Origin of the sequence: Glutamicibacter sp. ZJUTW (assembly GCF_008370855.1) — a bacterium.
In the GTDB taxonomy this organism is placed as follows: Bacteria; Actinomycetota; Actinomycetes; order Actinomycetales; family Micrococcaceae; genus Glutamicibacter; species Glutamicibacter nicotianae.
The window spans coordinates 2,639,858-2,661,760 of record NZ_CP043624.1; the positions used below are offsets into that span (position 1 = coordinate 2,639,858).

Below are 21,903 nucleotides of genomic sequence, written 5' to 3' on the forward strand. Positions count from 1 at the left end.
TGGAGGGGAAATCTAAACTGTCGACGCATACGCCACAGAATTTTCCGGTGACGCACAAAGATCCATACTACAGTGCTCAAGCGGGGCACGTCTGTGAGCGGCCCCGATTTGCACTGCTATGCCGGGAGATGTTCACCACTTGCACTCCCGGATTCTGCGAACTTCTTGCTAGTTCAATTCGAACTTCTTCTTCGCCAATTTCGAGGGCCACCAGACCTTTGGTCCAATTTCCTCAACCAGCGCGGGAACCAGCAGGCTGCGGACCACAAAGGTATCGAGCAGCACGCCGAAGGCCACGATGAAGCCCAGCTGGCCCAGGAACATGATCGGCACAACACCTAATGCGGCAAAGGTCGCGGCAAGCACCGCGCCGGCGGAGGTAATCACGCCGCCGGTGACCTTCAAGCCCACGCGCATGCCCTCGCGGGTGCCGCGTTTCAAGGATTCCTCGCGCACACGGGTCATCAAGAAGATGTTGTAGTCCACGCCCAGCGCCACGAGGAAGACGAAGCCGAACAGCGGCACGGACGGATCTGCGCCCACGTACCCGAAGACGTTATTGAAGACCAGCGCGCTGACGCCCATGGCGGTGCCGTAGGAAAGCACAGTGGTCAGGATCAGCAGCACCGGCGCCAGAATGGAGCGCAGCAGCAGCATCAGGATCAGCAAGATGGCCAGGAGCGTAATCGGAATGATCTTGAACAGGTCGGCAATCGCCGTCTCGTTGGTATCGAGCTGGGTCGCAGTGGTGCCGCCGACCAGGGCGTTGGCATCGAGCGCGTGCATCTGCTCGCGCAGCTCGACTACGGTCTGCTTGGCGGCATCCGAGTCCGCCGCATCGGACAGGGTCACCGATATCAGGTTGCGGCCTTCGACGCTGTACGGCTCGGCTCCTCGGGCGGCCATCGCCGGTCCCCCGTCTTCGGCCTGCAGGTAGGCCGAATCCACGCCGGTGACATCGAGGGCCTTTTCCAGGGCAGTCTGTGCTTCAGCTTCATCGATGATCACCGTGGCCGGGGAGCCCGATCCGCCAGGGAAGTGCTCGCCCAGGGCGATCTGGCCATCTCGCGCTTCGGAAGCGCCCACCACCAGCTCGCTCTGCGGCACGCCATGGGCCTTGAGCTGGGTCATGCCCAGCGCTCCGACGGCCAGCACCAGCGCGGTGATGATCCAGATCGGGCGCGGATGATTGGCGACAAAACGCGCAATGCGGCCCCACAGGCCTTCTTTCTGCTGGCCCTGGGCATCCGCGGCCGCCGGCTTGGGCGGGAATGGCCAGTAGGCGGCCCGGCCCAGCAGGCCAAGCACCGCCGGCAGGAATGTCAATGCGGCGATGATCGAGAAGATGATGCCCGAGGCGCCGATGGGGCCCAGCGCCTTGTTCGAGTTCAGATCCGAGAACAGCAGGCACAGCAGGCCCACCGTCACGGTGCCGCCCGAAGCGGCAATCGGTTCCACCGAACCCTTCCACGCGGATGCCACAGCCCGCCACTTGTCCTCACCTGCAACGAGGGCTTCCTTGTGCCGTGCCACGAAGAGCAGGGAGTAGTCCGTCGCCGCGCCGATGACCAGGATCGACAAGATGCCCTGGGCCTGGCCGTCCAGGCGGATCCATCCTTCGGATGCCATGAAGTACACCGCGACGATTGCCGCGCAGAGCGCCACCACCGAGGTCAGCAGCACCGTGAACGGAAGCAGGAGCGAGCGGTAGACCAGCAGCAGGATCACCAGCACGGCGGCCAGCGCCACGCCCAGCAGCACTCCGTCAATGCCCCCGAAGGCTTCGACCAGGTCGGCGCTGAAGCCGGCCGGGCCGGTGACATAGGCGCTGGCGCCCTCGGGCTTCTCGGCGGCCAGGAGCGAACGCAGTTCGTCGACTCCCTCGTTGGCCTTCACCTCGCCGGAGACCGGAACAATGAATTCAGCGGCCTTGCCGTCCTCGGAGAGGAAGGGGCCGGTGATCTGGCCGTCAAGATGCGTGAAGCCGTTGAGCGCTTCGCCCACCAGCGCGGCGCTTTCCCGGCTGACCCCGGCATCGCTGGTGAGCAGCACGACCGCTGGAATTGCATCGGTGGAGCGGAATTTGTTCTGCCATTCCAGGGCCTCGGTTGCCTCCGCGGTAGCCGGGAGGAATGAGGTCTGGTCATTGGTCTGGACCTCTGAAAGCTTGCCGAAGGTCGGGCCTCCAATTCCGGCGACACCCAGCCACAGGACGATCACCAGGGCATAGATTCCCGCCCTGATGCCGACGTTCTTCTTGTTCATTCGCTTCTTGCCCGGTGCCTGGCCGGTTTTCGCTAGATGCGCCACTGATCCGTCCTCACTCGTATTTGCTGCCGGTGGATCGACCAGCGATCCCGAACGCAATACTACAAGATGTATTTCCATTATCGAAATACTTCCTAGGCTATTGAGTTTTTCAGACTAGGATTGCGCTTATGAGCGCCAGAGAACAGCACCGCTTGGTCATGCTCCTGCAGGAATTCGGCCAGGCCTCAGATCGGTACGTTGAGTCCACCGGAGCACTGTACGGAACCCATCGCACGGACATGAATGCGCTGTCGATCATCATGAAGCACGAGCAACGCGGCCAGCTGCCTTCTCCCCGCGACCTGAGCCGCGAACTGCAGCTGAGCTCCCCAGCTACCACCGCCATGCTCGACCGCCTTGAAAAACTGGGCATGATCGAGCGCCAGCGCTCGGATGCGGACCGCCGTGTCATCCGCATTGCCATGACCGCCAAAGCACGAGGCAAGGGCAGGGAAATGTTCATGCCGCTGGGCATCAAAATGCGCGAAGTGATCAGCCACTACGACGAACAGCAGCTGCAGGTCATAGCCCGTTTCATGGCCGAAGCGGTTGCCGGGGTGGACAGTGCTCGCGAAGAAGCCGTAACAGCGCGCAACGAATCAGCCCGCAGCATCCCGGCAACCTAGCATTAAGCAGTGACCCTTTCACTCTGGCTTTCCCTTCTCAGCGCCTGCATCGTCATCAGCTTCACCCCCGGTGCCGGTGCGATCAATACCATGAGCAATTCCTTGAGGCAGGGCTGGGGCGCTTCCATCTGGGGCGTGCTCGGGCAGCAGATCGCCCTGCTGATCCATGTGGTCATCGTCGCAGCCGGAGTCGGGCTGCTCGTGGCCAGCTCGCCGTTGCTCTTCGCCATCATCCGCTACGCCGGAGCTGCCTATCTGGTGTACCTGGGCATCCGGATGCTGCTGTCCAAACCCGAGGTCGCCTCCGACGGATCCAGCAGCGGGCACAAGCTGACCCCTTGGGCCATGCTCAACCGCGGCATCCTGGTCAACCTGCTCAACCCCAAGGCCATAGTTTTCTTCCTGGCTTTCACCCCGCAGTTCATCCGCGCCGACCAGCCGCTCCTGGCTCAATACGCCATCTTCATCGGCACGGTCATCGTGGTGGACATCCTGGTGATGTTCTTCTTCTTTGCCGGCACCGCCCGTACCTTCCAACGCTTCACCGCCACCTACCGGGGTGCCAAGCTGCTGAACATCCTCTTCGGCATCCTATTCATCCTGGTCGCCGCGCTGCTGTTGCTGATCCACTAATTTTTTCTCCCTCAAAGCCGTCTTGAACCCCTAGTCGTAACCCATTCATGGCCCTGCGCACCGAATCGTTGCCGTTTTGTTGCCGGGAAACGGGCGCGTAGCTATCGATCGAATCGCCTTGTGCCCATAGACTGATGCCATGTTCCGGATAATGATCGTGTGCACGGGAAATATCTGCCGTTCCCCCATGGCCGAGTACATGCTCAAGAATGCGCTCAAGGACGCCGAGGTCTCGCAGGTGGAGGTCATTTCGCGAGCCATCACCGATGGTGAAGTCGGCAAGCGCATCGATGAGCGGGCCGCCAGTACGCTGCGCAGCCATGGGCTTGATGCTGCTGAGCACATTGCCGCCCAGATCGACTCGGACGAAATTGCCAAGATGGATCTTGTCCTGGCAATGGACACCGACCACTTCGAGGATCTCGTTCCTGAATTGGCCGAGATCGATCCGAGCGAACGCCCGCAGCTGCGGATGTTCCGTTCCTTCGATCCGGGAACCGCGAGCTCCCCGCACGACCAGCAGGGCATTTACGACCCTTGGTACGGTGACGCGGGAGATTTCCGCGAGACCTGGAAACTCATTTCTGCTTCCCTGCCTGCCCTTGTAGATTACGTGCGGAGTAATATCACCTCTCGTGGAAACCGCTAGACCAACACTTATTGCCATTGACGGGCGTTCCGGATCCGGCAAAAGCACCTTTGCAACAGACCTAGCGGAATACTTGGAAGCCACAGCCTCCGTAGCTATTTTGCGCCTTGAAGACCTTTACCACGGTTGGGATGGACTGCACAGTTCCTTCGAGCTGTATGAACGGATCCTGCCGCAGCTGGCAGCAGGGCTCACCGCTACATTCCCCACCTGGGATTGGGAATCGAGTACCCTCGGCCAATCCAGCAACTTCTCGCCTGCCGAGATCGTTATCGTTGAAGGCGTCGGCGCGCTCCATGGCGCAGCCCGGAAGTACCTCGACCTCGGAATCTGGCTTGAGGCCCCGGAAAACTGCCGCCGCGACCGGGCCCTGGCCCGCGACGGCGAGACCTACCGCCCGTACTGGGACATGTGGGCCGAGCAGGAAGATCGGTACCTGAAGGCCCATAACCCGCACCACGCGGCCGACCTGGTGATGGACGCCGCCAGCGACCGCGATCCCATGCAAATCTGGGCACTGGCCTGCCCATACCTGCCCGCCGGAATACGCCAGCGGTGCGCAGGCCCCAACACGGCTCCCAGCGTCCTGGAATTCCGCCAGAGCTACGAGGCGCCAGGTGATGCGGCCTCGCTTTTCGAGCAACTGGCCGCTGCCCTTCCGCATGCCGCGTTATTGGAATCGACAAGCCACAAGCTCAGCGACCCATTGGGACGCAATCGCTATTCGGTGCTTGCTCTCTCCACTGCTCAGCAGCCGCCGTTGCTGAGCGCTACCAGCCACGGCACGAGCATCCGACTGCCCGGCGCTGAAGTACGGCTGGGCAAAGATTTCTTCCGCGCCCTGGCTGGCTGCTGGCCTGGCTCGCCAATCGATGCGAAAACCGGCTATCCGTTGCCCGCATGGGTGGGGTATCTCGGGTATGAGCTGAAACGCGAGGTCGGCGCAGCAGATCTGCAGGCTGTGGTTGAACCCGGACGGGTACGCCCGGATGCCCAGTTCTTCGCGCCGGACACCGTGGTGGTCATCGACCATCACCAAGAGCAGATGCATCTGCACAGCATTGCCGAGCCCGCAGCGGCAGTGAGCATCCTATTGGGCAACCCGCCAGAACTGCGCAGCGGGCGGGAATTGCCCATCCCGGAATTCAGCTGCGCGGATACTGCAACCGGCTACAGGCACAAGATCCGCAAAGCTCAACGGGAGATCTATGAAGGCAACACCTACGAAGTGTGCCTGACCACCGAGTTGACCGCCCATGCCGAACAGTTCGATCCATTCGAAGCCTATTGCCGCATGCGCCGCTCCAGCCCGGCACCCTTTGCCCACTACCTGCGCTTCGCCAATCTGCAGATCGCCAGCATGTCGCCGGAACGCTTCCTCGCGCTGTCCAAGGACGGGCAGCTGCGGGCCGAGCCGATCAAGGGCACCCGTCCGCGCGGCGAGAATGAAGAATCGGATCTCGCTTTGAAGCATGATTTGGCTACGCATCCCAAGGACCGGGCCGAGAACATCATGATCGTCGACCTGCTGCGCAACGACCTGTCGCACCATGCGGTTCCCGGTTCGGTGAAGGTAGCCCGGCTGTGCGCGGTGGAATCCTATGCGACGGTGCACCAGATGGTCTCGACCATCGACGCCACGCTGTCCTCCCCGCACTTGGCCGCCGAGGCCCTGCGTGAAGCGTTCCCTCCCGGTTCCATGACCGGTGCACCGAAGCTGTCCACAATGAATATCCTGGATGAGCTGGAAGACCATCGTGCCCGCGGACTGTACTCAGGGGCGGTGGGCTATTTGGGTGCTGATGGCGCTGCCGACTTCTCAGTGGTGATCCGCACCCTGGTCTGCGACCAGCTGGCTGACCAGTCATGGCGCTTGAGCTTGGGCTTGGGCGGAGCGATTACCGCAGATTCGGTACCCGCCGACGAATGGGACGAGGTCATCACCAAATCCCGTGGTGTGCTCCAGGCGCTGGGGGCCAGCTTCCCGGACAAATCCTAAGCGCTCAGCGTCACTGCAAGGTGGCCGTCAGGCGTGCGACGTTGTCGATCCAACGTTGCATGCGCGGCCGGCGACGCCACTGCGACAGGGTGATTTCCGAAGAAATCTCCCGGTAGTGGTTCTGCACCTGGTTGACCGCATCGACCATTTCCTGGCCCAGCAGCATCACGGATATTTCCATGTTCAGGCTGAACGAACGCATATCCATATTCGAGGATCCCACCACCGCCACCTCGTTATCCACGGTGAAGCACTTGGTATGCAGCACCATGGGAGCCGGATACCGGTGGATGCGCACGCCGGCTTCCAGCAGCTGCTGGTAATACGACTGCTGTGCATGGTGCACCAGGAACTGGTCGCCTTCTTCGCAAACATACAACTCGACTTCCACCCCGCGCTGTGCGGCAGTGGTGATGGCGTAGAGCAGCGAATCGTCGGGAACGAAGTAGGGACTGGTGATCTCCAGGCGTTCGGAGGCCGAATAGATCAGCGTATTGAACAGCCGAAGGTTGTTCTCGGTCCCGTAGCCTGGGCCGCTGGGCAGCAGCTGCGCCAGGGTGGAGCCAGGGCGTTCCTCGTAGGCCAGCGGGTGGCGGGCCTCGGCCATGTCCATCAGCACTTCCTGGTCGTCGTCCTCCTGCCACCAGTCGGTAGCGAAGGTGACGTCCAGGCTGCGCACCAGCGGGCCTTCGACGCGCAACATCATTTCAACCCATTCGCGGCCAACCTTGTGGGCGGACTCGCGCTTGTAGCCAGGTTCGATCAGGTTCTGGCTTCCGGTGAAAGCCACCTCGCCGTCAACCACCAGGATCTTGCGGTGGTTGCGCAGATCCGGGCGTCGCCAGCGCCGGCCAATCAAGTCGATGGGCAGCATCGGGTGCCAGTTGATATTGGACTTCTTCAGGCGCTTCTTGAAATCCTTGTAGCCCTTGACGCGCAAGGTCCCCAAGTGGTCGAAAAGCAATCGGACGTGCACGCCGCGATCCGCTGCCGCTTCCAGCGCATCGAGTACCGGCCCAACATAGTCCGGGTCATCGCCCATGATGTAGAACTGGATGTGCACATAACGGGTGGCCTTTTCGATTTCCAGTCGCATTGCGTCAAGCGAGGCACGGTAATCGGAAAGGACCTCAACTTGGTTTCCGCCTTCCAGCGGCATGGCACCAAGGTTGCGATTGAGCATGACCGCCGATTCGACCCATTCCTCCTGGGAATGGAATTCTTCGGGCAGCTGCATGTGGCTCGTGGCCTTCATGATTTCATCGTGAGCCCGCCGCTGCTTTTCCAACCGGCTGCGCGACAGCCGTGGATTGGCGAATAGCCAATAGGCGACAAGTCCTACCACGGGCAGGAAGAAGATGGCCAAGAGCCATGCCATTGCGGTGGTGGGGCGCCGGTTGCCCGGAACGATGCCGATCATGAAGTAGCGGACCGCAAGCTCAATCGCGACCAGCACGCTCCAGAGAACACCGCCGATCTGCAAGAAGACTTCATTGCTCGGCCACACGTAGGCACCCCCTTTGGCTATACACTCGAAGTTGGCATTTCGGCCTCTGATCTGCGATATACAGGCCAAAATCCTTCGATTAGCTTATCGAACAATCTCCTGCTTGTCTGAATCTCCGCCCGCAGAAATCACGCAGAAGACGCTGGGGTTCGATAATCTGTCTTTATGAGCTCACTTGTATTCTTGGATCCTGCCTATCCGGCCGGACGTCTTGCCGATATCACCGCACCGCAACTTCTGGTCACTGCACAGGGAGTCACGCGAGGTGATGGCATCTTCGAATCGATGCTCTACACCAACCAGGCCGTCCGCAAATTCGAAGCGCATCTGGCACGGTTGGCAATCTCTGCTGAAGTCGCAGACCTGGCCATCCCCGATTCGCGCAGCTGGTATGCCGCGGTCGACACCGCGGTGGCCGACTTCGACGCCACCGGCGGCGCCGAAGAGGCCGTGGTGAAGCTGGTCGCTGCACGCGGCGAGCACGACAACGATCCCGCCATTTGCTGGGTCACCGTCACCCCGGCACCGGCGCTGGGCAAGGAACAGCGCGAAACCGGCGTGGATGTCCTGCTGCTGGACCGCGGCTACGACTCGAAGCTGGCAGAACGCGCACCATGGCTCATGATGGGCGCCAAGACCCTCTCCTATTCGATCAACATGGCCGCCCTGCGCTACGCGCACAAGCACGGCGCCCATGACGTCATCTTCACTTCGGCTGACGGCATCATCCTCGAAGCTCCGACCTCAACCGTGCTGGTTGCCCAGCGCGATGGCGAGACCAAGCGGCTGCTCACCCCGATGCTGGAAACCGGCATTCTGCCAGGCACCACGCAAAGCGCGATCTTCGATGCGGCGGCGCAGGACGGCTGGGAGCTGGGCTATGGCCCGCTTCGCCCTGAAGACCTGTACCAGGCCGACGGCGTGTGGCTGGTGTCATCGATCCGCCTGCTCACCCCGGTGCGCACCATCGATGCCAAGCCGTTGCGGCTGGACGCCGAGCTCCATGAGGAGCTCAGCGCCCTGAGCGACGCAATCCGCTAGGACCACACCAGGTTGTAGGTCCCTGCCAGCACGGCCGCAGCCATGGCGGTCGTGCCAAGCAGGATTCCGGTTGCCAGCACCATGCCATCACGCCAGGTGAAGGTGGCCGTGCGAATCCAGGTGCGCTTGGCCGTGCCGAACCCCTTGGCCTCCATCGTGGTTGCCAGCCGTCCGGCGCGGCGTATCGCCTGCACCAGCAACGCCAGCACCTGGCCGAGGGTTGCCCTGATGCGCTGGCCCACGGTGCCGAAGTTTCCGACACCGCGAGCACGCCGGGCTAGGGTGAGCGTGGTGAATTCTTCCACCATCAGCCCAAGCAATCGCATGCCTGCCAGCGCCCCGAGCACAAACCGGTGCGGGACCTTCAGCTGCTGGGACAGCGCCCCGCCCAAATCGCTGGGGTTCGTGGTGGCCAGCAGCAAGATGCACGGGATGGCCAGTGCGAAGGCGCGCAGTCCGGTGGCGATGCCGCCGGCTACCGATCCCTCGGTGATGCTGAAGGCGCCGAATTGTGCGTACACCATGCCGCTGTCCTGGCCCACCAGGGCAATGCCCCAGGCCGCGAAGATCCCGGCAAGCAGCAACGGCCACGCACGCTTGAGGAATTTCAGCAGGCTCAGCCCGGCCAGCGGGAAGAACACCACGGTCGCCAGGATAATCACCAGTGCCGAGACCCAATCCAAGGTGGTGATCAGCGGCAGCGTTGCCGCGGCCACCGCACCCAGCTTGGCCAGCGGATTGATCTTCGCCAGCCAGCTGTGCCCTACCGGCGCATCGAGCACCGGCCCTTGGCGCGGGGCATCAGCATCCGGGGTGCCGGAAGCGAGCACCAGCTGGTTGGCCTGGAGCACCGAGGCAAAATGCTCATCGTGGGTGACTGCAATGATCGCAGTGCCCTGCTGCAGCTCTTCGACCAGCAACCCGGCCAGCTCCCGCCAGGTGTTCGCATCCTGCCCGAACGTCGGCTCGTCGAGGATCAGCACCTCTGGCGAGGCTGCCAAAACGGTGGCCACGGACAGCCGGCGCTTCTCTCCGCCGGATAGCGTGAACGGATTCGCCTCAGCCAAATGCGCCAACCCCAAGCGTTCAAGCAACGCATCGACGCGCGCCTGGACCTGGGCCGGGTCGTACTTCGGCGCGTTGGCGCTGCTCGCCTGCGCACGGCTGGGTGCGAAAGCCAGCTCTTCGCGGACGCTCTGCGTCACGAACTGGTGTTCGGGCTCCTGGAAGACCGAGCCGATCCGCCCGATCAGTGCACCGGCTTTCCAAGCAAACGGGGAATTGCCCAGGCCGTCGGCCAGTTGCGCGGTGGCCGTCAGCTCACCGCTGGCCGGGGCCAGCAAACCGCCCAAGGCCAGGGCCAGCGTCGATTTGCCGGCGCCGTTCTCGCCGAGAATCACCGTGGCGGTGCCCGCCTGCACTTCCATATCCACCGCCTGGGTATGCGGCGCGGTAGCCGTGCGGGCGCAGACCAGCTGCCGCGCTTCCAGCAGCATAGCTCCGGCAAGGTTCTCGGCCGGTGCCACCTGCGGAACATATCCGGGAACCCATAGCCCGGCGGCAGCCAGCTCCTGGCGCACGGGTTCTTCGGTGTACAGCTGACGCGGATCCAGGTCGTGCGCGACTCCCCCGCCCGGTTCCAGCACGATAACCCGGTCCATATGCTCTGCCCAGGCTTCGAGCCGATGCTCGACCACAACCAGCGTGGCACCGGATAGCTTCGCGGCGTTCAGCACCGCATCGCGCAACGGCCCGATGCTCTGCGGGTCCACGTTGGCGGTCGGTTCATCGAGCAGCATGAGGCCGGGTTCCATGGCCAGGATGCCAGCCAGGGCCAAGCGCTGCTTCTGCCCGCCGGAGAGCTGCTGGGTGCGGTGGTCGAAGGACAGCGCGCCCAATCCGACCGCGTCCAGCATTTCGGGGATCCGCTGGCGGATCACGCCCGGATCCATCCCGAGGTTCTCCGCTCCGAAGGCCACATCATCGGCGACCCTGCTTTGCACGACCTGGGTTTCCGGGTCCTGCTGCATCAAGCCCACCGGGTGGCTCCGGCTGAATGCATCGTTGCCATCAATCAGCAGCTGGCCGGCAAGCTGCTGATCCTCATCGGCTTCCAGCAGCCCGGCCATTGCATGCAGCAACGTCGACTTGCCGGCACCGGATGGACCGAGCAGCAGCACCTTTTCACCGGCGTGGATCTGCAGATCCAGCCCCGAGATGGCAGGTTCCTGCCGCTCCGAGTGCTGCCAGCCGAAACCAGTTGCGGTGATTGACGCCCCGCGCTGGGTCAGAGAGGCGGCATCGGAATTGGCAACTGAACTCATTTTGCGGTTTCCAGGTGTGCACGCCGGCTCGCCAGTGCGCTCAGGGCACCGGTCTTCGCCAGTCCGCGCGTGGCCAGCCAGGACAGCAGCCCGGCGATGACCAGACCGGAAACACCGGTGGCGATCACGTGGAAGATCTTCATCCCGGCGGTGTACTCGACGTAGTAGGCCAGGATGTATGCCTCGGTAATGCCGGCGAACAGGCCGGAGAACAGGCCTGCCAGAAGTGCCACGCCCAGGTTCCACTTGCGGTAGCGGAATGCCGCGAAGACCAGCTCCGCGCCCAGGCCTTGGACCAGGCCGGAGATCAGCACGGTCAACCCATAGTGCGAGCCGAGCAGCGCTTCAACCACGGCGGCCAGCAGCTCGCAGTAGAGCGCGGCGCCAGGCTTGCGGATAATCAATGCGCCGAGCACCGCGGGGAACAGCCACATGCCGGTGAGCAGCGCGGTGGCTGGAGGGAAAGCCGCGAAGGCCAGCGAAAACAGGCCGTAGCCGGCACTCCATGCCCAGAAAATGACTCCTGAAGCCACGGCGATCACCGATGCCACGACGATATCGACGACACGCCAGCCGGTACGATGCTTCGAAATTGTTTCGTTCATTGTTGGTCCTCCTGTGGAAAGGAGGGGGGATGCACGGAATGAGGGCATGCTGCGCCTATCCGCATCCGAGATGCTCGACTTCCTTCGCCGGTACTAGCCGGGGCAGGTTCGAGGGTCTGCGATCCATCGCACTCTCAGCGTCCTGCGACTTCGTAGAAGTCTGACGCTCCCCTGTCGGAATAATTACTGCTCCCCCACCATACCGCAGGTATGCTGGGCAGAGGAACGATGTGTCACGAGCTTGATCGCGAGGAAAAAATGGATAAAGTGCAGAAACTTGTCACTACCGGCATCACCGTTGGCGCGGGCATGCTCGGTGGCAAGCTGGTTGATTTCATTTGGTTGAAGGCAACCGGCAGCAAAGCGCCACGCAAGGGCACCGAGGAAGCGGCTGAAGCGTCCTTCCGCCGCGCATTGGGCTTCGCGATCGTCTCGGCCCTGGTGGCAGCGATCATGCAGACCGTGGCCGACCGCAGCGCCAACAAGGTTGTTGCCAAGTTCACCAAATAGGCTTCGGCGGCAAGCCGAGAGCGGGAGCAGTTCAGCTGAACTGCTCCCGCTCTTTTCGCATTACTTGTCCTCTGGCGCTTCGGCCTTGGACATCGGTGTTGCTCCGGTGGGCGGTGCGCCGTTGACCCTGTTGACCACAAGGCTGAGCTCATCGGAGAACAGGGTTTCCTTGGCCGCGTGCTTGGTGCGGTAGCCGGAACGGCCGATCATGTGGGCGGAAACCGGCGCTGTCAGCAGCTGCATGCCCCAAGCCAACGCGAGGACCGGGATCACCGCCCAGCTGCGCAGGTAGATGGCCAACCCGGCGAAGATCAGCAGGAAGCCGAGCACCTGCGGCTTGGTGGCCGCGTGCATGCGGGTGAGCATGTCCGGGAAGGTGAGCAAGCCGATGCCTGCGATCAAGGACATCAGGCAGCCGAGGATCAGCAGGATGGCGACGAGGATATCGAGGAAGAGTTCCATTAGGCATTCCTCTGATCCGAGACGAAGCGTGAGACGGTCACCGAGCCGATGAAGCCGAGCATGCACGCGGCAACCACGAACAGCAGGTAGTCGGTGTGCTTGTGCAGCACCATCTCCAGGCACAGGGCGGCGGAGATGATCAGCAGCATCACGTCCAGGGCAAGCACCCGGTCAAGGATTGATGGCCCCTTGGCAACCCGGATCAGGCAGGCGATGGCACCCAGCCCGAGCATGATGCCGCAGATCCAGATGACGATATCCAGCATGTTTACCCCTTCCTCGCAGCGAAGTCCGGTCCGCATTCGCTCTTGATCGCCTCGTACTCGTCACGGCTGCCGATGGCCATGATCAGCCGGCGTTCGATGTCCCGGATAGCTGCCCGTGCCGTCTCCACATCCTCCGGCGACTGGATGTCGATGTAGTGCAGGTACAGGGTCGACGAGCTGCGGTCCACGTCGATCACGAAGGATCCCGGGATCAGCGTGAGCACGTGGCCCACGGTCATCACGATCAGGTCCGAGCCGGTGCGCAGCGGGACGGCGATGATCGCGCTGCGGGTGTTCTTCCCGCGGACCATTGCCAGCCAGGCCACGTGGACGCTGGCCGCGACAACCTGCCCGAGGAACCAGATGAACAGTTTCACGCAGTACCAGAGGTTGATCCGGCCCGAAAGGACCACCGGCGGCAGCGGGAACAGGTTCACGATCACCAGCGCAATGACCGCCCCGAAGATCATGTTCGCCAGCGAGAAGTCCTGCCAGAGGGCGCCCCAGACGAAGAGCAGCAGCAGCAGGAGCGGCCACTCCTGCTTGAGTGTCGCACGGTGGCGCACGCCGGAGGTATCCAGCGCATCATCGATGCGCTGGTCGCGCGGTTCAAAGTTCTTGTTCGGCATCATCCCTCCAATCAGAATGGCAAGATCGAGCTGATATATGGTTCGCGGGCGATCAGCTCAGCGGCCACCCGCTCGCAGAATTCGAAGATCGGCCCGGCAAAGACGGTCAGGGCGATGCCCGCCAGCACCAGCGAACCGGTGGCATAGCGCATGCCCCAGGGCAAGGAGTCGGCTTCCAGCTGCTTGGCCAGCTTCAAGCCCAGGCGCGGGTTCTGCGCACCGCCGGCCAGCGTCTCGTCGGCGACCTGCGTCGCTTCGGCCACCAGCTCCTGGTTGGGCACCTCGGCATCGGCGGCACGGCGCCAGAACACGCGGGCCCACACGCGGATGATCGCCAGCAGGGTCAGCAGGCTGGTCAGCAGCCCGGCACCGATCACCACCCAGGTCAGCGGGTCGGCGTCCTGCGCGGCAGCATGCAGCAGCCCGAACTTGCCCAGGAACCCGGAGAATGGCGGGATGCCGCCCAGGTTGATGGCCGGGATGAAGAAGAGCAGGGAGAGCGCCGGGGACAGCTTGGCCAGCGAACCGAGCCGGGTGACATTCGAGCTGCCGGCACGGCGTTCGATCAGGCCCGCCACCATGAACAGCGAGGTCTGCACGATGATGTGGTGGCCGACATAGTAGATGGTCGCGGCGATAGCCAGCGGCCCGCCCACTGCCACGCCGAAGATCAGGTAGCCGATGTGGCTGGTCAGCGTGAAGGAGAGCATGCGCTTGAAGTCCGTCTGCGCCAGCGCACCGAGGATGCCGATGACCATGGTCAGCGCGGACACCACCAGCAGGCCGGCGTTGACCGAGCCGCCCGGGAAGAGCAGGGTTTCGGTGCGGACGATCGCGTAGACACCCACCTTGGTCAGCAGCCCGGCGAACACAGCGGTGACCGGTGCCGGCGCGGTCGGGTAGGAGTCCGGAAGCCACAGCGACAGCGGGAAGACCGCGGCCTTGATGCCGAAGGCGATCAGCAGCAGCACATGCAGGATCAGCTGCGGGCCCTGGCCCAATTCAGGCAGCTTCACCGCGAGGTCTGCCATGTTCACCGTGCCGGTGGCCGCGTAGATCATCGCGATGGCCATCAGGAAGATCACCGAGGAGACCACCGATACCACCACATAGGTGGTGCCGGCGCGGATGCGTTCAGCGGTGCCGCCCAGAGTCAGCAGCACATAGCTGGCGGTGAGCAGGATTTCGAATCCGACATACAGGTTGAAGAGGTCGGCTGCCAGGAAGGCGTTGGACACGCCGGCGAGCAGGATCAGGTAGGCCGGATGGAAAATCGACACCGGTCCGGGCTCATCGCCATCGGCCAGGCCCTGGCTGGTGGCGAAGAGCAGCACGGCGAGCGAAACAACCGTGGAGACCAGCAGCATGAACGAGCTGAACCCGTCGACCATCAGCGCGATGCCGAAAGGCGAGTCCCAGCCGCCAATGTGGATGGCGTAGCTTTCCCCGCCCCACACGGCGGCGAGCATCCCGGCTTCGAGCACCAGGGTCAGAGTGAGGATGCCGATAGTGATCATGCGCTGCATGCGGACCTGGCGGCGGGCCAGGAACGCGGCACCGGCGCCGAAGATCGGCAGCACCACAGCCAACGGGGCTAGATCCAGGAAATTCACTCTTCCCCCTCGCGCACTGGGCGGCCTTCTTCATCGACGAATTCGGTCGTGTCCTCAGCCACCGGCGAGTCCTCTTCCTCGTCGTAGGCGGTCTTCTGGGACACCTTGATATCTTCGGTGTCATCGGTGAGCTCATCGGCGCTGGTCAAGGTCCAGGACCGGTAGATCATCGCGAGCAGGAACGCGGTCACTGCGAAGGTGATCACGATCGCTGTGAGGATCAGCGCCTGCGGCAGCGGATCGGAATACTCGTCCGCGGGCACCTCGGGGTTGAACAGCGGTGCCGCTCCCTTGCGGCCGCCACTGGTGAGGAGCAGCAGGTTGATGCCGTTGCCCAGCAGCATGATGCCCAGCAGCACACGGGTCAGGGTGCGTTCGAGCACCAGGTAGAAGCCGGCAGCCAGCAGCACGCCGGTGACGACGAGGAAGGTGATATTCACGCTCATCGGCCAACTCCTGTCCGTGATGCCTGGATTTCATCGTGGCGGTCCACCGGGCTGCGGCCCTCGGACAGCGAATCGATTTCGCTGCCCAGGGAACGCAGCACATCCTGCACAAGGCCAAGGACCACCAGATACACTCCAATATCGAAAATCGTTGAGGAAACGAACTTGTGCTCGCCGAAGAACCAGAATTCCAGGGCATAAGTGGTGAAGATTCCATCGCCCAGCAGCAGCGGCACGATGCCGGCCAGGCCGGCCAGCGCAATGCCGCCGCCAATCAGCATGCCCGGAGCGATGCGCATCGACTCGGACAGTTCCACGCGGCCTCCGGCCAGGTAGCGGATGGTCAGCGCCAAGCCGGCAATCAGCCCGCCGGCAAAGCCGCCGCCTGGGGTGTTGTGCCCGGTCAGCAGCGTGTACACCGACATGATCAGCACGGTGTGGAACATCAGCCGGGTGACAACTTCGAAAATGATCGAGCGGCGTTCAGCGACGAGCGTGTTGCCGGCCATCAGCCAGTCCTGGTTGGAGCTGGAAGCGAAACGCCGGGCGATGCGCAGTTCGGTTTCCTTCGAGTCCTTGGTGCCGATGGCTTCGGAGCCGGCGTCGATGCTGCCTGGAGCCACGTGGTGGGCGCGTACCCGGTTGCCGAAGCTTCGTCCGGCGAAGATCAGCGACGCCACACCGGTGGCTGCCGCCGCCAGCACGGTAATTTCGCCGAAGGTATCCCACACGCGCATATCCACCAGGGCCACGTTGACGATGTTCTTGCCGAATCCGTCGTAGTAGGCCAGATCGGGCCAAGCCAGGGAAATGCGTGCCTCGGTGCGCGCGGCCATCATCGCGATGGCGATGTAGACGACCATCAAGGCCAGGGAGATCGCCAAGATCGCCCGGCCCCACTTGATCTTGGTCAGCCCGACCCACAGCCGCTTGGGCAAGGCGCGCAGGGCGAGCACGAAGGAGACCAGCACGATGGTCTCCACCAGCAGCTGGGTCAGTGCCAGGTCGGGGGCACCTTGCAGGGCGAAGATCGCGACCATGCCATAGCCGGTTACCGAAACCATCAGCACCGCCATGAAGCGCTTCGGCGCGGTAATGGCAACCACCGCACCGGCGATGATCACCGCACCGATCAGCAGCTGCGCCGGATGGTCGGCAATGATCCAGTTCGTCGGCCACGGGGTGTAGACGGTCAGCGCGATGGCCAGCGGAATCACCAGCACCACGACCAGGATGACACCCAGGTAGAAGGACAGCGAACCGCGCTGGGTGCGGCCGGTGATCCAAATGGCCGCCTTGTCCAGCACGTTCACCGACATGCGATAGATCTCCTCGGCTGAGGTGATCATCCGGCGCAGCGGGGCGCCGGTGTCGGTGCGGTGGCGCAGCCAGAAGAAGCACAGGCCCAGGCCCACGGAAATGGCACTCAGCCCGAGGGCCGCGTTGAAGCCGGCGAAGGGCAGCAGGTGCATCTTGCCAGGGCCGCCCTGCGCGGCCGACCAGTGGATGGCCAACGGCTCCACCAGCTGCGGGTAGAGGCCGAGGAACAGCGTCGCCGCCGAAAGAACCAGCAAGGGGGCCAGGAAGATCAGCGTCGGGGCCTTGCACTGCAGCGCGGGCAGCTTCTTTTTCTTCACGACAAACGCTCCGAAGAAGAAGCGCAGCGAATAGGCCATGGTCAGCGCTGCGCCTAGCAGGATGCCGATGAGTGCCGCGAGCGACCACCCGGTATCCAGGTGCAGGGCCGCCTCGTAGACAGCCTCCTTGGCGACAAAGCCGAACAGCAGCGGAACGCCGGCCATGGAGGCCGCGGCAATGCCGGTGGTCGTGGCCAGGATCGGCATGGCCCGGCCCAAACCGGTGAGCTTGCGGATATCGCGCGTACCGGTGTTGTGGTCGATGATGCCCACGCTCAAGAACAGCGTCGCCTTGAACAGGCCGTGCGCCAGCGTCATGGCCAGCGCCGCGAAGGCGGCTTCGGGCGTGCCGAAGCCGAAGACCGCGATGATGAAGCCCAGCTGCGAGACCGTGCCGAAGGCCAGGATCAGCTTGAGGTCGTATTGCTTGAGCGCCCGGTAGCCTCCGATGAGCATGGTCAGAATGCCGATGCCCACGGTCATGGGTGCCCACAGCGCGGTCTCGGCAAAGCCGGGGGCCAGGCGGGCGATCAGGTAGACACCGGCCTTGACCATGGCCGCCGCGTGCAGGTACGCGGACACCGGAGTCGGGGCCGCCATGGCACCGGGCAGCCAGAAGTGGAAGGGCACCAGGGCCGACTTGGAGATCGCACCGACGATGATCAGCGCCACCGCAACATCGGTGAAGGTCCCCAGCGCCACCAGCGCATCGGCCGACGCCATGATTTCCGACAGCTGGTAGCTGCCGGCCGCCGCGCCGAGCATCAGGATGCCGGCGAGCATCACCAGACCGCCGAGGGTCGTGATGATCAGGGCGTTCATGGCCGAACGGCGCGCGGTGATCAGGGCCTGGCTGAAACCGATCAGCAAGTAGGAAAGGACACTGGTGATTTCCCAGAAAATGAACATGATGATGATGTCATCTGCCGTCACCAGGCCGGTCATGGCCCCGGCGAAAGCTACCATCTTCGCCGCGAAGCCGCCGATCTGAGGATCATCATTCTTGAAGTAGCGGGCGCAATAGAACAGCACCAGCGCGCCCACGCCCAGGATCAGCAGCAGGATTGTCGCGGCCAAGGAATCCATGCGGAAATTCAGGGCGATGTTCAGCCCGGGAATCCATTCCATCTGAACTGATGGCGGCGCATTTGGCGCACCATTGGCCAGTGAATTGTCAGCGGAAAGCACCGCAGGCATGCGGGTCAGCAACCAAATGAATCCCACTGCAGGAACGACCGCCACAACGTAGAAACCGTTACGCTTCAGGGCCCTGAATATCAGTGGGCATAAAAGAGCGGTCACAAACAGCGCAGTGAGAATTATTAGCACGCATTTCCTCTGTCGGCTGGTGGTGGGCAGAGTATCCAGAACGCCGCAAAAAGCGTCTGCATCTGTAATTTTATCAGCCAGCAGCTGCCTGCCATTGCAGGAATGTGTCGTTTAATGAATATTCCCCGCGTTTTCCGCAACCAGCTGATTTTCTGAATCGCTCGATATTTTCTAAAAAGTCGTTCCTATTCATTCCCTGATTACCAGTTGCCGGTACGATGCGAGCATGGGAATCAATCAGGTCGAACCGTCAGCGATTCGTGAAAAGTGGCTTAATAGGTACACATGGGCCTGGGCCAGCTGGGACTGGGGCCAAGCGGCGATCAACGCGGTAATGATTACCTTCGTCTTCACCGTCTATCTGACCAGCGAGCTTTTTGGCGATACCGATCATGCTTCATTGGTGCTCTCGCAGGCACTGGCCGTCGGCGGTTTGGCCATCGCCCTGCTGGTGCCAGTCACCGGGCTCCGGGCCGATGTTGCCGGACGGCGCAAGCTGTGGATCGTGGTCAACACGCTGATTCTCGTGGTGATCTGCGCGGCCTGCTTCTTCGTCTACCCCGACCCTTCCTACCTCTGGTTCGGCGCTATCCTTATCGCGGGCATGTCTGTCGTCGGCGAATTCGCCGGCGTGAACTACAACGCGGTGCTGAACCAGATTTCCACCAAGGCAACGGTCGGCAAGGTCTCCGGCTTCGGCTGGGGCATGGGCTATGTCGGCGGCATCCTCGCCCTCGCCTTGGTGCTCTTCCTTTTCGTGCAGCCCATTGTGGAATGGCCGGGTGCCAATACCGATGAATCCCTGAACCTGCGCTGGGTGGCAATATTCTCGGCCGCATGGTGCCTGCTCTTCGCGCTGCCGCTGTTCTTCGTGATCCCTGAAGCACCGCCGAGCACGTCGAAGAAGATCCCGTTGGTTCAGACCTACAAGGTGCTGTTCAACAACATCAAGGAACTGTGGCGCAGCGACCGCAACCTGCTGTTCTTCTTGTGCTCGTCGGCCGTCTTCCGCGACGGGCTCGCAGCGATCTTCACCTTCGGCGGGGTCATTGCCGCCGGCACCTTCGGTTTCGAATTGACCCAAGTGATCATCTTCGCGATCGTCGGCAACGTGGTTGCCGCCCTGGGTGCCGTGCTTGGCGGCCGGGTCGATGACTGGGCGGGACCGAAGGCTGTCATTGTCGGTTCGCTCATCGGCCTGCTGGTGGCCGGCGCCGGCGTCTTCTTCTCCCCCGAAGCCACAGGTTTCTGGATCTTCGGCCTGCTGCTGTGCCTGTTCGTCGGACCGGCACAGGCAGCTTCACGTTCCTACCTCTCGCGCTTGATTCCCGAAGGGCGCGAAGGGGAACTCTTCGGCTTGTATGCGACGACCGGCCGCGCCGTGTCCTTCTTGGCACCTGCACTGTTCGCCGGGGCCATCGCCATCGCCACCCCGCTGGTGGCATCCGGTGAAGCTCAGCGCTACGGCATCCTGGGCATCCTGGTGGTCTTGGCTCTCGGCCTGCTGCTGCTCCTGCCGATCCGCGCGCCGAAGAAGGCCGCCTGAGCCAACCCGAGTGCAAACGGCGCTGGCTCCCAACAATCGTTGGGAGCCAGCGCCGTTTGCGAGATGACCAGGCGTGCTGCCGTTAGTTCTCGATGCTCGTCCGGTGAAAGTTCAGGTGGCTGCGCGAAGCCGTTGGGCCGCGCTGGCCCTGGTAGCGGTTGCCGTAAGGGCCGGAACCATAAGGGTGCTCGGTGTCCGAGGTCAGCTTGAAGAAGCACAGCTGGCCGATCTTCGAACCGGGCCACAGCTTAATAGGGAGGGTTGCCATGTTGGACAGTTCCAAGGTCACGTGTCCGGAGAAGCCCGGATCGATGAAGCCGGCGGTGGAATGGGTAAGCAGACCGAGCCGTCCCAGCGAGCTCTTGCCCTCCAGGCGGGCTGCCACGCCGTGGCCCAAGGTCACCACTTCATAGGTTGAGCCGAGCACGAATTCGCCCGGGTGCAGGATGAATGGCTCATCGGGGTCGACCTCGACCAGGCGGGTAAGCTCGTCTTGCTCCACCGAAGGGTCGATGTGCGCATACTTGTGGTTGTCGAAAAGCCGGAAGAACCGGTCAAGTCGAACATCCACGGATGCGGGCTGGACCATCGCCGGTTCAAAGGGCTCCAGCCCAATCTCACCGGACGCTATTTCTCGACGAATATCACCATCTGAATACAACACGGATATAAATTTATCCTGACTTTCCCCGGCAGCCGAACTATTGGGCCAAATATGTACGGCGAGTCGATTCCCGCAGGCGCCTCCTGTTCACCCGCCGGTGGCGGATTTCTCACCAAATACCCAGTGTTTCCAGCTATCGTTAAGTTGGGTTTTTCCCATCATCGCTCCGCAACACAAGGGTTTATTCAACATGCGTCTAGCCTACGCGCTGACTGGCACCGTACTCGCCTCGGCACTGCTGCTCTCCGGCACCGCCGCACTCGCTGCGCCGGCTGAGGACCTGCCTGCGGTGGAGAGCTCGCAGCTGACGACGGCATCGAGCCCCCTGGCCCTGATCAACCCCAGCACGAAGCTTTCGCCAGAAGACTACGTTCCAGGCAAGCTGGTGAGTGTTGCCGGCAGCTCGATGACCCTGCGTCCAGAAGCCGCCAAGGCGGTCGAAGCCCTCATTGCCGACGCACGCGCCGCCGGCCACTCGATCAAGCTGCTCAGCGCCTACCGTTCCTACGAGCGCCAGGCGGTGCTGTTCAACCAGTACCAAGCCAAATACGGCACTGCCTATGCCGAACGCATTTCTGCACGCCCCGGGACCAGCGAGCACCAGCTCGGTTTGGCCGCAGACCTGGGCTACACCAACAGCCGTGCCGAATTGAAGGCAGAGTTCGGCCAGACTCCGGCCGGTTTGTGGATCGCCGAACATGCGGTGGAGTACGGCCTGGTCATCCGCTATCCACAGGGCAAGGAAGAGATCACCGGCTACAAGTACGAGCCATGGCATGTGCGCTACATCGGAACCGAGCATGCCGAAGCGATGCTGGCTTCCGGCGCAGAAACCTTCGAAGAGTACCACCAGATGCTCGCCGACTCGCTTGAGAGCGCCAAGCAGAGCGAAGCTGAGGTTGCCATCGAGAAGGAACCGGCAAAGGCCAAGCAAGAAAAGCCGAAGGAAGAATCCCAGAAGGCTGGCGAAGATGTTGTCGTCGACGAGGACTTGCTGGTCCTGCGTTTCCTTCCGCCGTACCGCGACTGGGGCTTCGGCTTCACCCAGTAGCCACCCCGGGGCAGGATTCACTGCCAAGCCCGGACCTGGTTCCTCGTTCCCGGCGA

19 protein-coding genes and 1 riboswitch are annotated in these 21,903 nt (G+C 62.7%); of the genes, 8 read left to right on the forward strand and 11 right to left on the reverse strand.

Going from position 1 to position 21,903, the window contains the following annotated elements:
* Positions 1–168 precede the first annotated feature (168 nt).
* Positions 169–2,265, reverse strand: a complete 2,097-nt coding sequence (locus F0M17_RS12465) for an MMPL family transporter (protein ID WP_168202071.1) — start codon at positions 2,263–2,265, stop codon at positions 169–171.
* A 173-nt stretch (positions 2,266–2,438) separates the two neighbouring features.
* Here F0M17_RS12465 and F0M17_RS12470 point away from each other — a divergent pair, with 173 nt between their 5' ends.
* The 4 genes from F0M17_RS12470 to F0M17_RS12485 all read left to right on the forward strand — a co-directional run bounded on the left by F0M17_RS12470 (position 2,439) and on the right by F0M17_RS12485 (position 6,217).
* Positions 2,439–2,936, forward strand: a complete 498-nt coding sequence (locus tag F0M17_RS12470; protein WP_038991728.1) for a MarR family winged helix-turn-helix transcriptional regulator — start codon at positions 2,439–2,441, stop codon at positions 2,934–2,936.
* Positions 2,937–2,945: 9 nt separating this feature from the next.
* Entirely contained in the window at positions 2,946–3,569 is a 624-nt protein-coding gene (locus F0M17_RS12475) for a LysE family transporter (protein WP_066141102.1), read from the forward strand.
* Between the two features lie 139 nt (positions 3,570–3,708).
* Positions 3,709–4,218, forward strand: a complete 510-nt coding sequence (locus F0M17_RS12480; RefSeq protein WP_038991730.1) for a low molecular weight protein-tyrosine-phosphatase — start codon at positions 3,709–3,711, stop codon at positions 4,216–4,218.
* Positions 4,219–4,291: 73 nt separating this feature from the next.
* A complete protein-coding gene (locus F0M17_RS12485; protein ID WP_246857059.1) occupies positions 4,292–6,217 on the forward strand; it encodes a chorismate-binding protein in 1,926 nt (641 codons plus the stop codon).
* 10 nt (positions 6,218–6,227) lie between these two features.
* Here the strand turns inward: F0M17_RS12485 and cls are convergent, their stop codons facing one another.
* A complete protein-coding gene (gene cls, locus F0M17_RS12490; protein ID WP_256370177.1) occupies positions 6,228–7,724 on the reverse strand; it encodes a cardiolipin synthase in 1,497 nt (498 codons plus the stop codon).
* A gap of 165 nt (positions 7,725–7,889) precedes the next feature.
* On the opposite strand from cls, the gene F0M17_RS12495 reads away from it, so the two are divergent.
* Complete coding sequence (locus tag F0M17_RS12495; RefSeq protein WP_038991732.1) at positions 7,890–8,765, forward strand: aminodeoxychorismate lyase; 876 nt, start codon at positions 7,890–7,892, stop codon at positions 8,763–8,765.
* Here F0M17_RS12495 and F0M17_RS12500 read toward each other — a convergent pair.
* Both F0M17_RS12500 and F0M17_RS12505 read right to left on the reverse strand, forming a co-directional pair.
* Positions 8,762–11,089: an ATP-binding cassette domain-containing protein gene (locus tag F0M17_RS12500; RefSeq protein ID WP_149597196.1), complete on the reverse strand. Its 2,328-nt coding sequence runs from the start codon at positions 11,087–11,089 to the stop codon at positions 8,762–8,764. The two genes, F0M17_RS12495 and F0M17_RS12500, sit on opposite strands and share 4 nt — an antisense overlap.
* Positions 11,086–11,694 carry an ECF transporter S component gene (locus F0M17_RS12505; RefSeq protein WP_066141114.1) on the reverse strand — a complete coding sequence of 203 codons (609 nt, stop codon included), beginning with the start codon at positions 11,692–11,694 and terminating at the stop codon, positions 11,086–11,088. Before F0M17_RS12505 ends, F0M17_RS12500 begins: the two co-directional genes overlap by 4 nt.
* Positions 11,695–11,756: 62 nt before the next feature.
* Positions 11,757–11,877, reverse strand: a riboswitch (TPP riboswitch).
* A gap of 75 nt (positions 11,878–11,952) precedes the next feature.
* On the opposite strand from F0M17_RS12505, the gene F0M17_RS12510 reads away from it, so the two are divergent.
* On the forward strand, positions 11,953–12,204 hold the full coding sequence (locus tag F0M17_RS12510; protein WP_038991737.1) for a DUF4235 domain-containing protein: 252 nt from the start codon (positions 11,953–11,955) through the stop codon (positions 12,202–12,204).
* Positions 12,205–12,264: 60 nt separating this feature from the next.
* Here the strand turns inward: F0M17_RS12510 and mnhG are convergent, their stop codons facing one another.
* Genes mnhG through F0M17_RS12540 form a run of 6 tightly spaced genes read right to left on the reverse strand, consistent with a single transcriptional unit; the run spans position 12,265 to position 18,586 of the window.
* Positions 12,265–12,666 carry a monovalent cation/H(+) antiporter subunit G gene (gene mnhG, locus F0M17_RS12515; protein ID WP_038991739.1) on the reverse strand — a complete coding sequence of 134 codons (402 nt, stop codon included), beginning with the start codon at positions 12,664–12,666 and terminating at the stop codon, positions 12,265–12,267.
* Positions 12,666–12,932: a monovalent cation/H+ antiporter complex subunit F gene (locus F0M17_RS12520; protein WP_038991741.1), complete on the reverse strand. Its 267-nt coding sequence runs from the start codon at positions 12,930–12,932 to the stop codon at positions 12,666–12,668. The genes mnhG and F0M17_RS12520 overlap by 1 nt, the downstream gene beginning before the upstream one ends.
* A 2-nt stretch (positions 12,933–12,934) precedes the next feature.
* The gene (locus F0M17_RS12525; RefSeq protein ID WP_083586559.1) at positions 12,935–13,564 is read right to left on the reverse strand and encodes a Na+/H+ antiporter subunit E; all 630 of its coding nucleotides are present in this window, start codon (positions 13,562–13,564) and stop codon (positions 12,935–12,937) included.
* 8 nt (positions 13,565–13,572) lie between these two features.
* A complete protein-coding gene (locus tag F0M17_RS12530) occupies positions 13,573–15,174 on the reverse strand; it encodes a Na+/H+ antiporter subunit D (RefSeq protein ID WP_121867201.1) in 1,602 nt (533 codons plus the stop codon).
* Positions 15,171–15,620 carry a Na(+)/H(+) antiporter subunit C gene (locus F0M17_RS12535; protein ID WP_038991744.1) on the reverse strand — a complete coding sequence of 150 codons (450 nt, stop codon included), beginning with the start codon at positions 15,618–15,620 and terminating at the stop codon, positions 15,171–15,173. Before F0M17_RS12535 ends, F0M17_RS12530 begins: the two co-directional genes overlap by 4 nt.
* Positions 15,617–18,586: a Na+/H+ antiporter subunit A gene (locus tag F0M17_RS12540; protein ID WP_149597197.1), complete on the reverse strand. Its 2,970-nt coding sequence runs from the start codon at positions 18,584–18,586 to the stop codon at positions 15,617–15,619. The genes F0M17_RS12535 and F0M17_RS12540 overlap by 4 nt, the downstream gene beginning before the upstream one ends.
* 226 nt (positions 18,587–18,812) lie before the next feature.
* Here F0M17_RS12540 and F0M17_RS12545 point away from each other — a divergent pair, with 226 nt between their 5' ends.
* A complete protein-coding gene (locus tag F0M17_RS12545; protein ID WP_149597198.1) occupies positions 18,813–20,132 on the forward strand; it encodes an MFS transporter in 1,320 nt (439 codons plus the stop codon).
* An 82-nt stretch (positions 20,133–20,214) separates the two neighbouring features.
* Here the strand turns inward: F0M17_RS12545 and dcd are convergent, their stop codons facing one another.
* Positions 20,215–20,796, reverse strand: coding sequence for a dCTP deaminase (dcd, locus tag F0M17_RS12550; protein ID WP_038991749.1), 582 nt, complete (start codon positions 20,794–20,796; stop codon positions 20,215–20,217).
* Positions 20,797–20,986: 190 nt separating this feature from the next.
* Here dcd and F0M17_RS12555 point away from each other — a divergent pair, with 190 nt between their 5' ends.
* A complete protein-coding gene (locus F0M17_RS12555; RefSeq protein ID WP_073705803.1) occupies positions 20,987–21,847 on the forward strand; it encodes a D-alanyl-D-alanine carboxypeptidase family protein in 861 nt (286 codons plus the stop codon).
* Positions 21,848–21,903 lie beyond the last annotated feature (56 nt).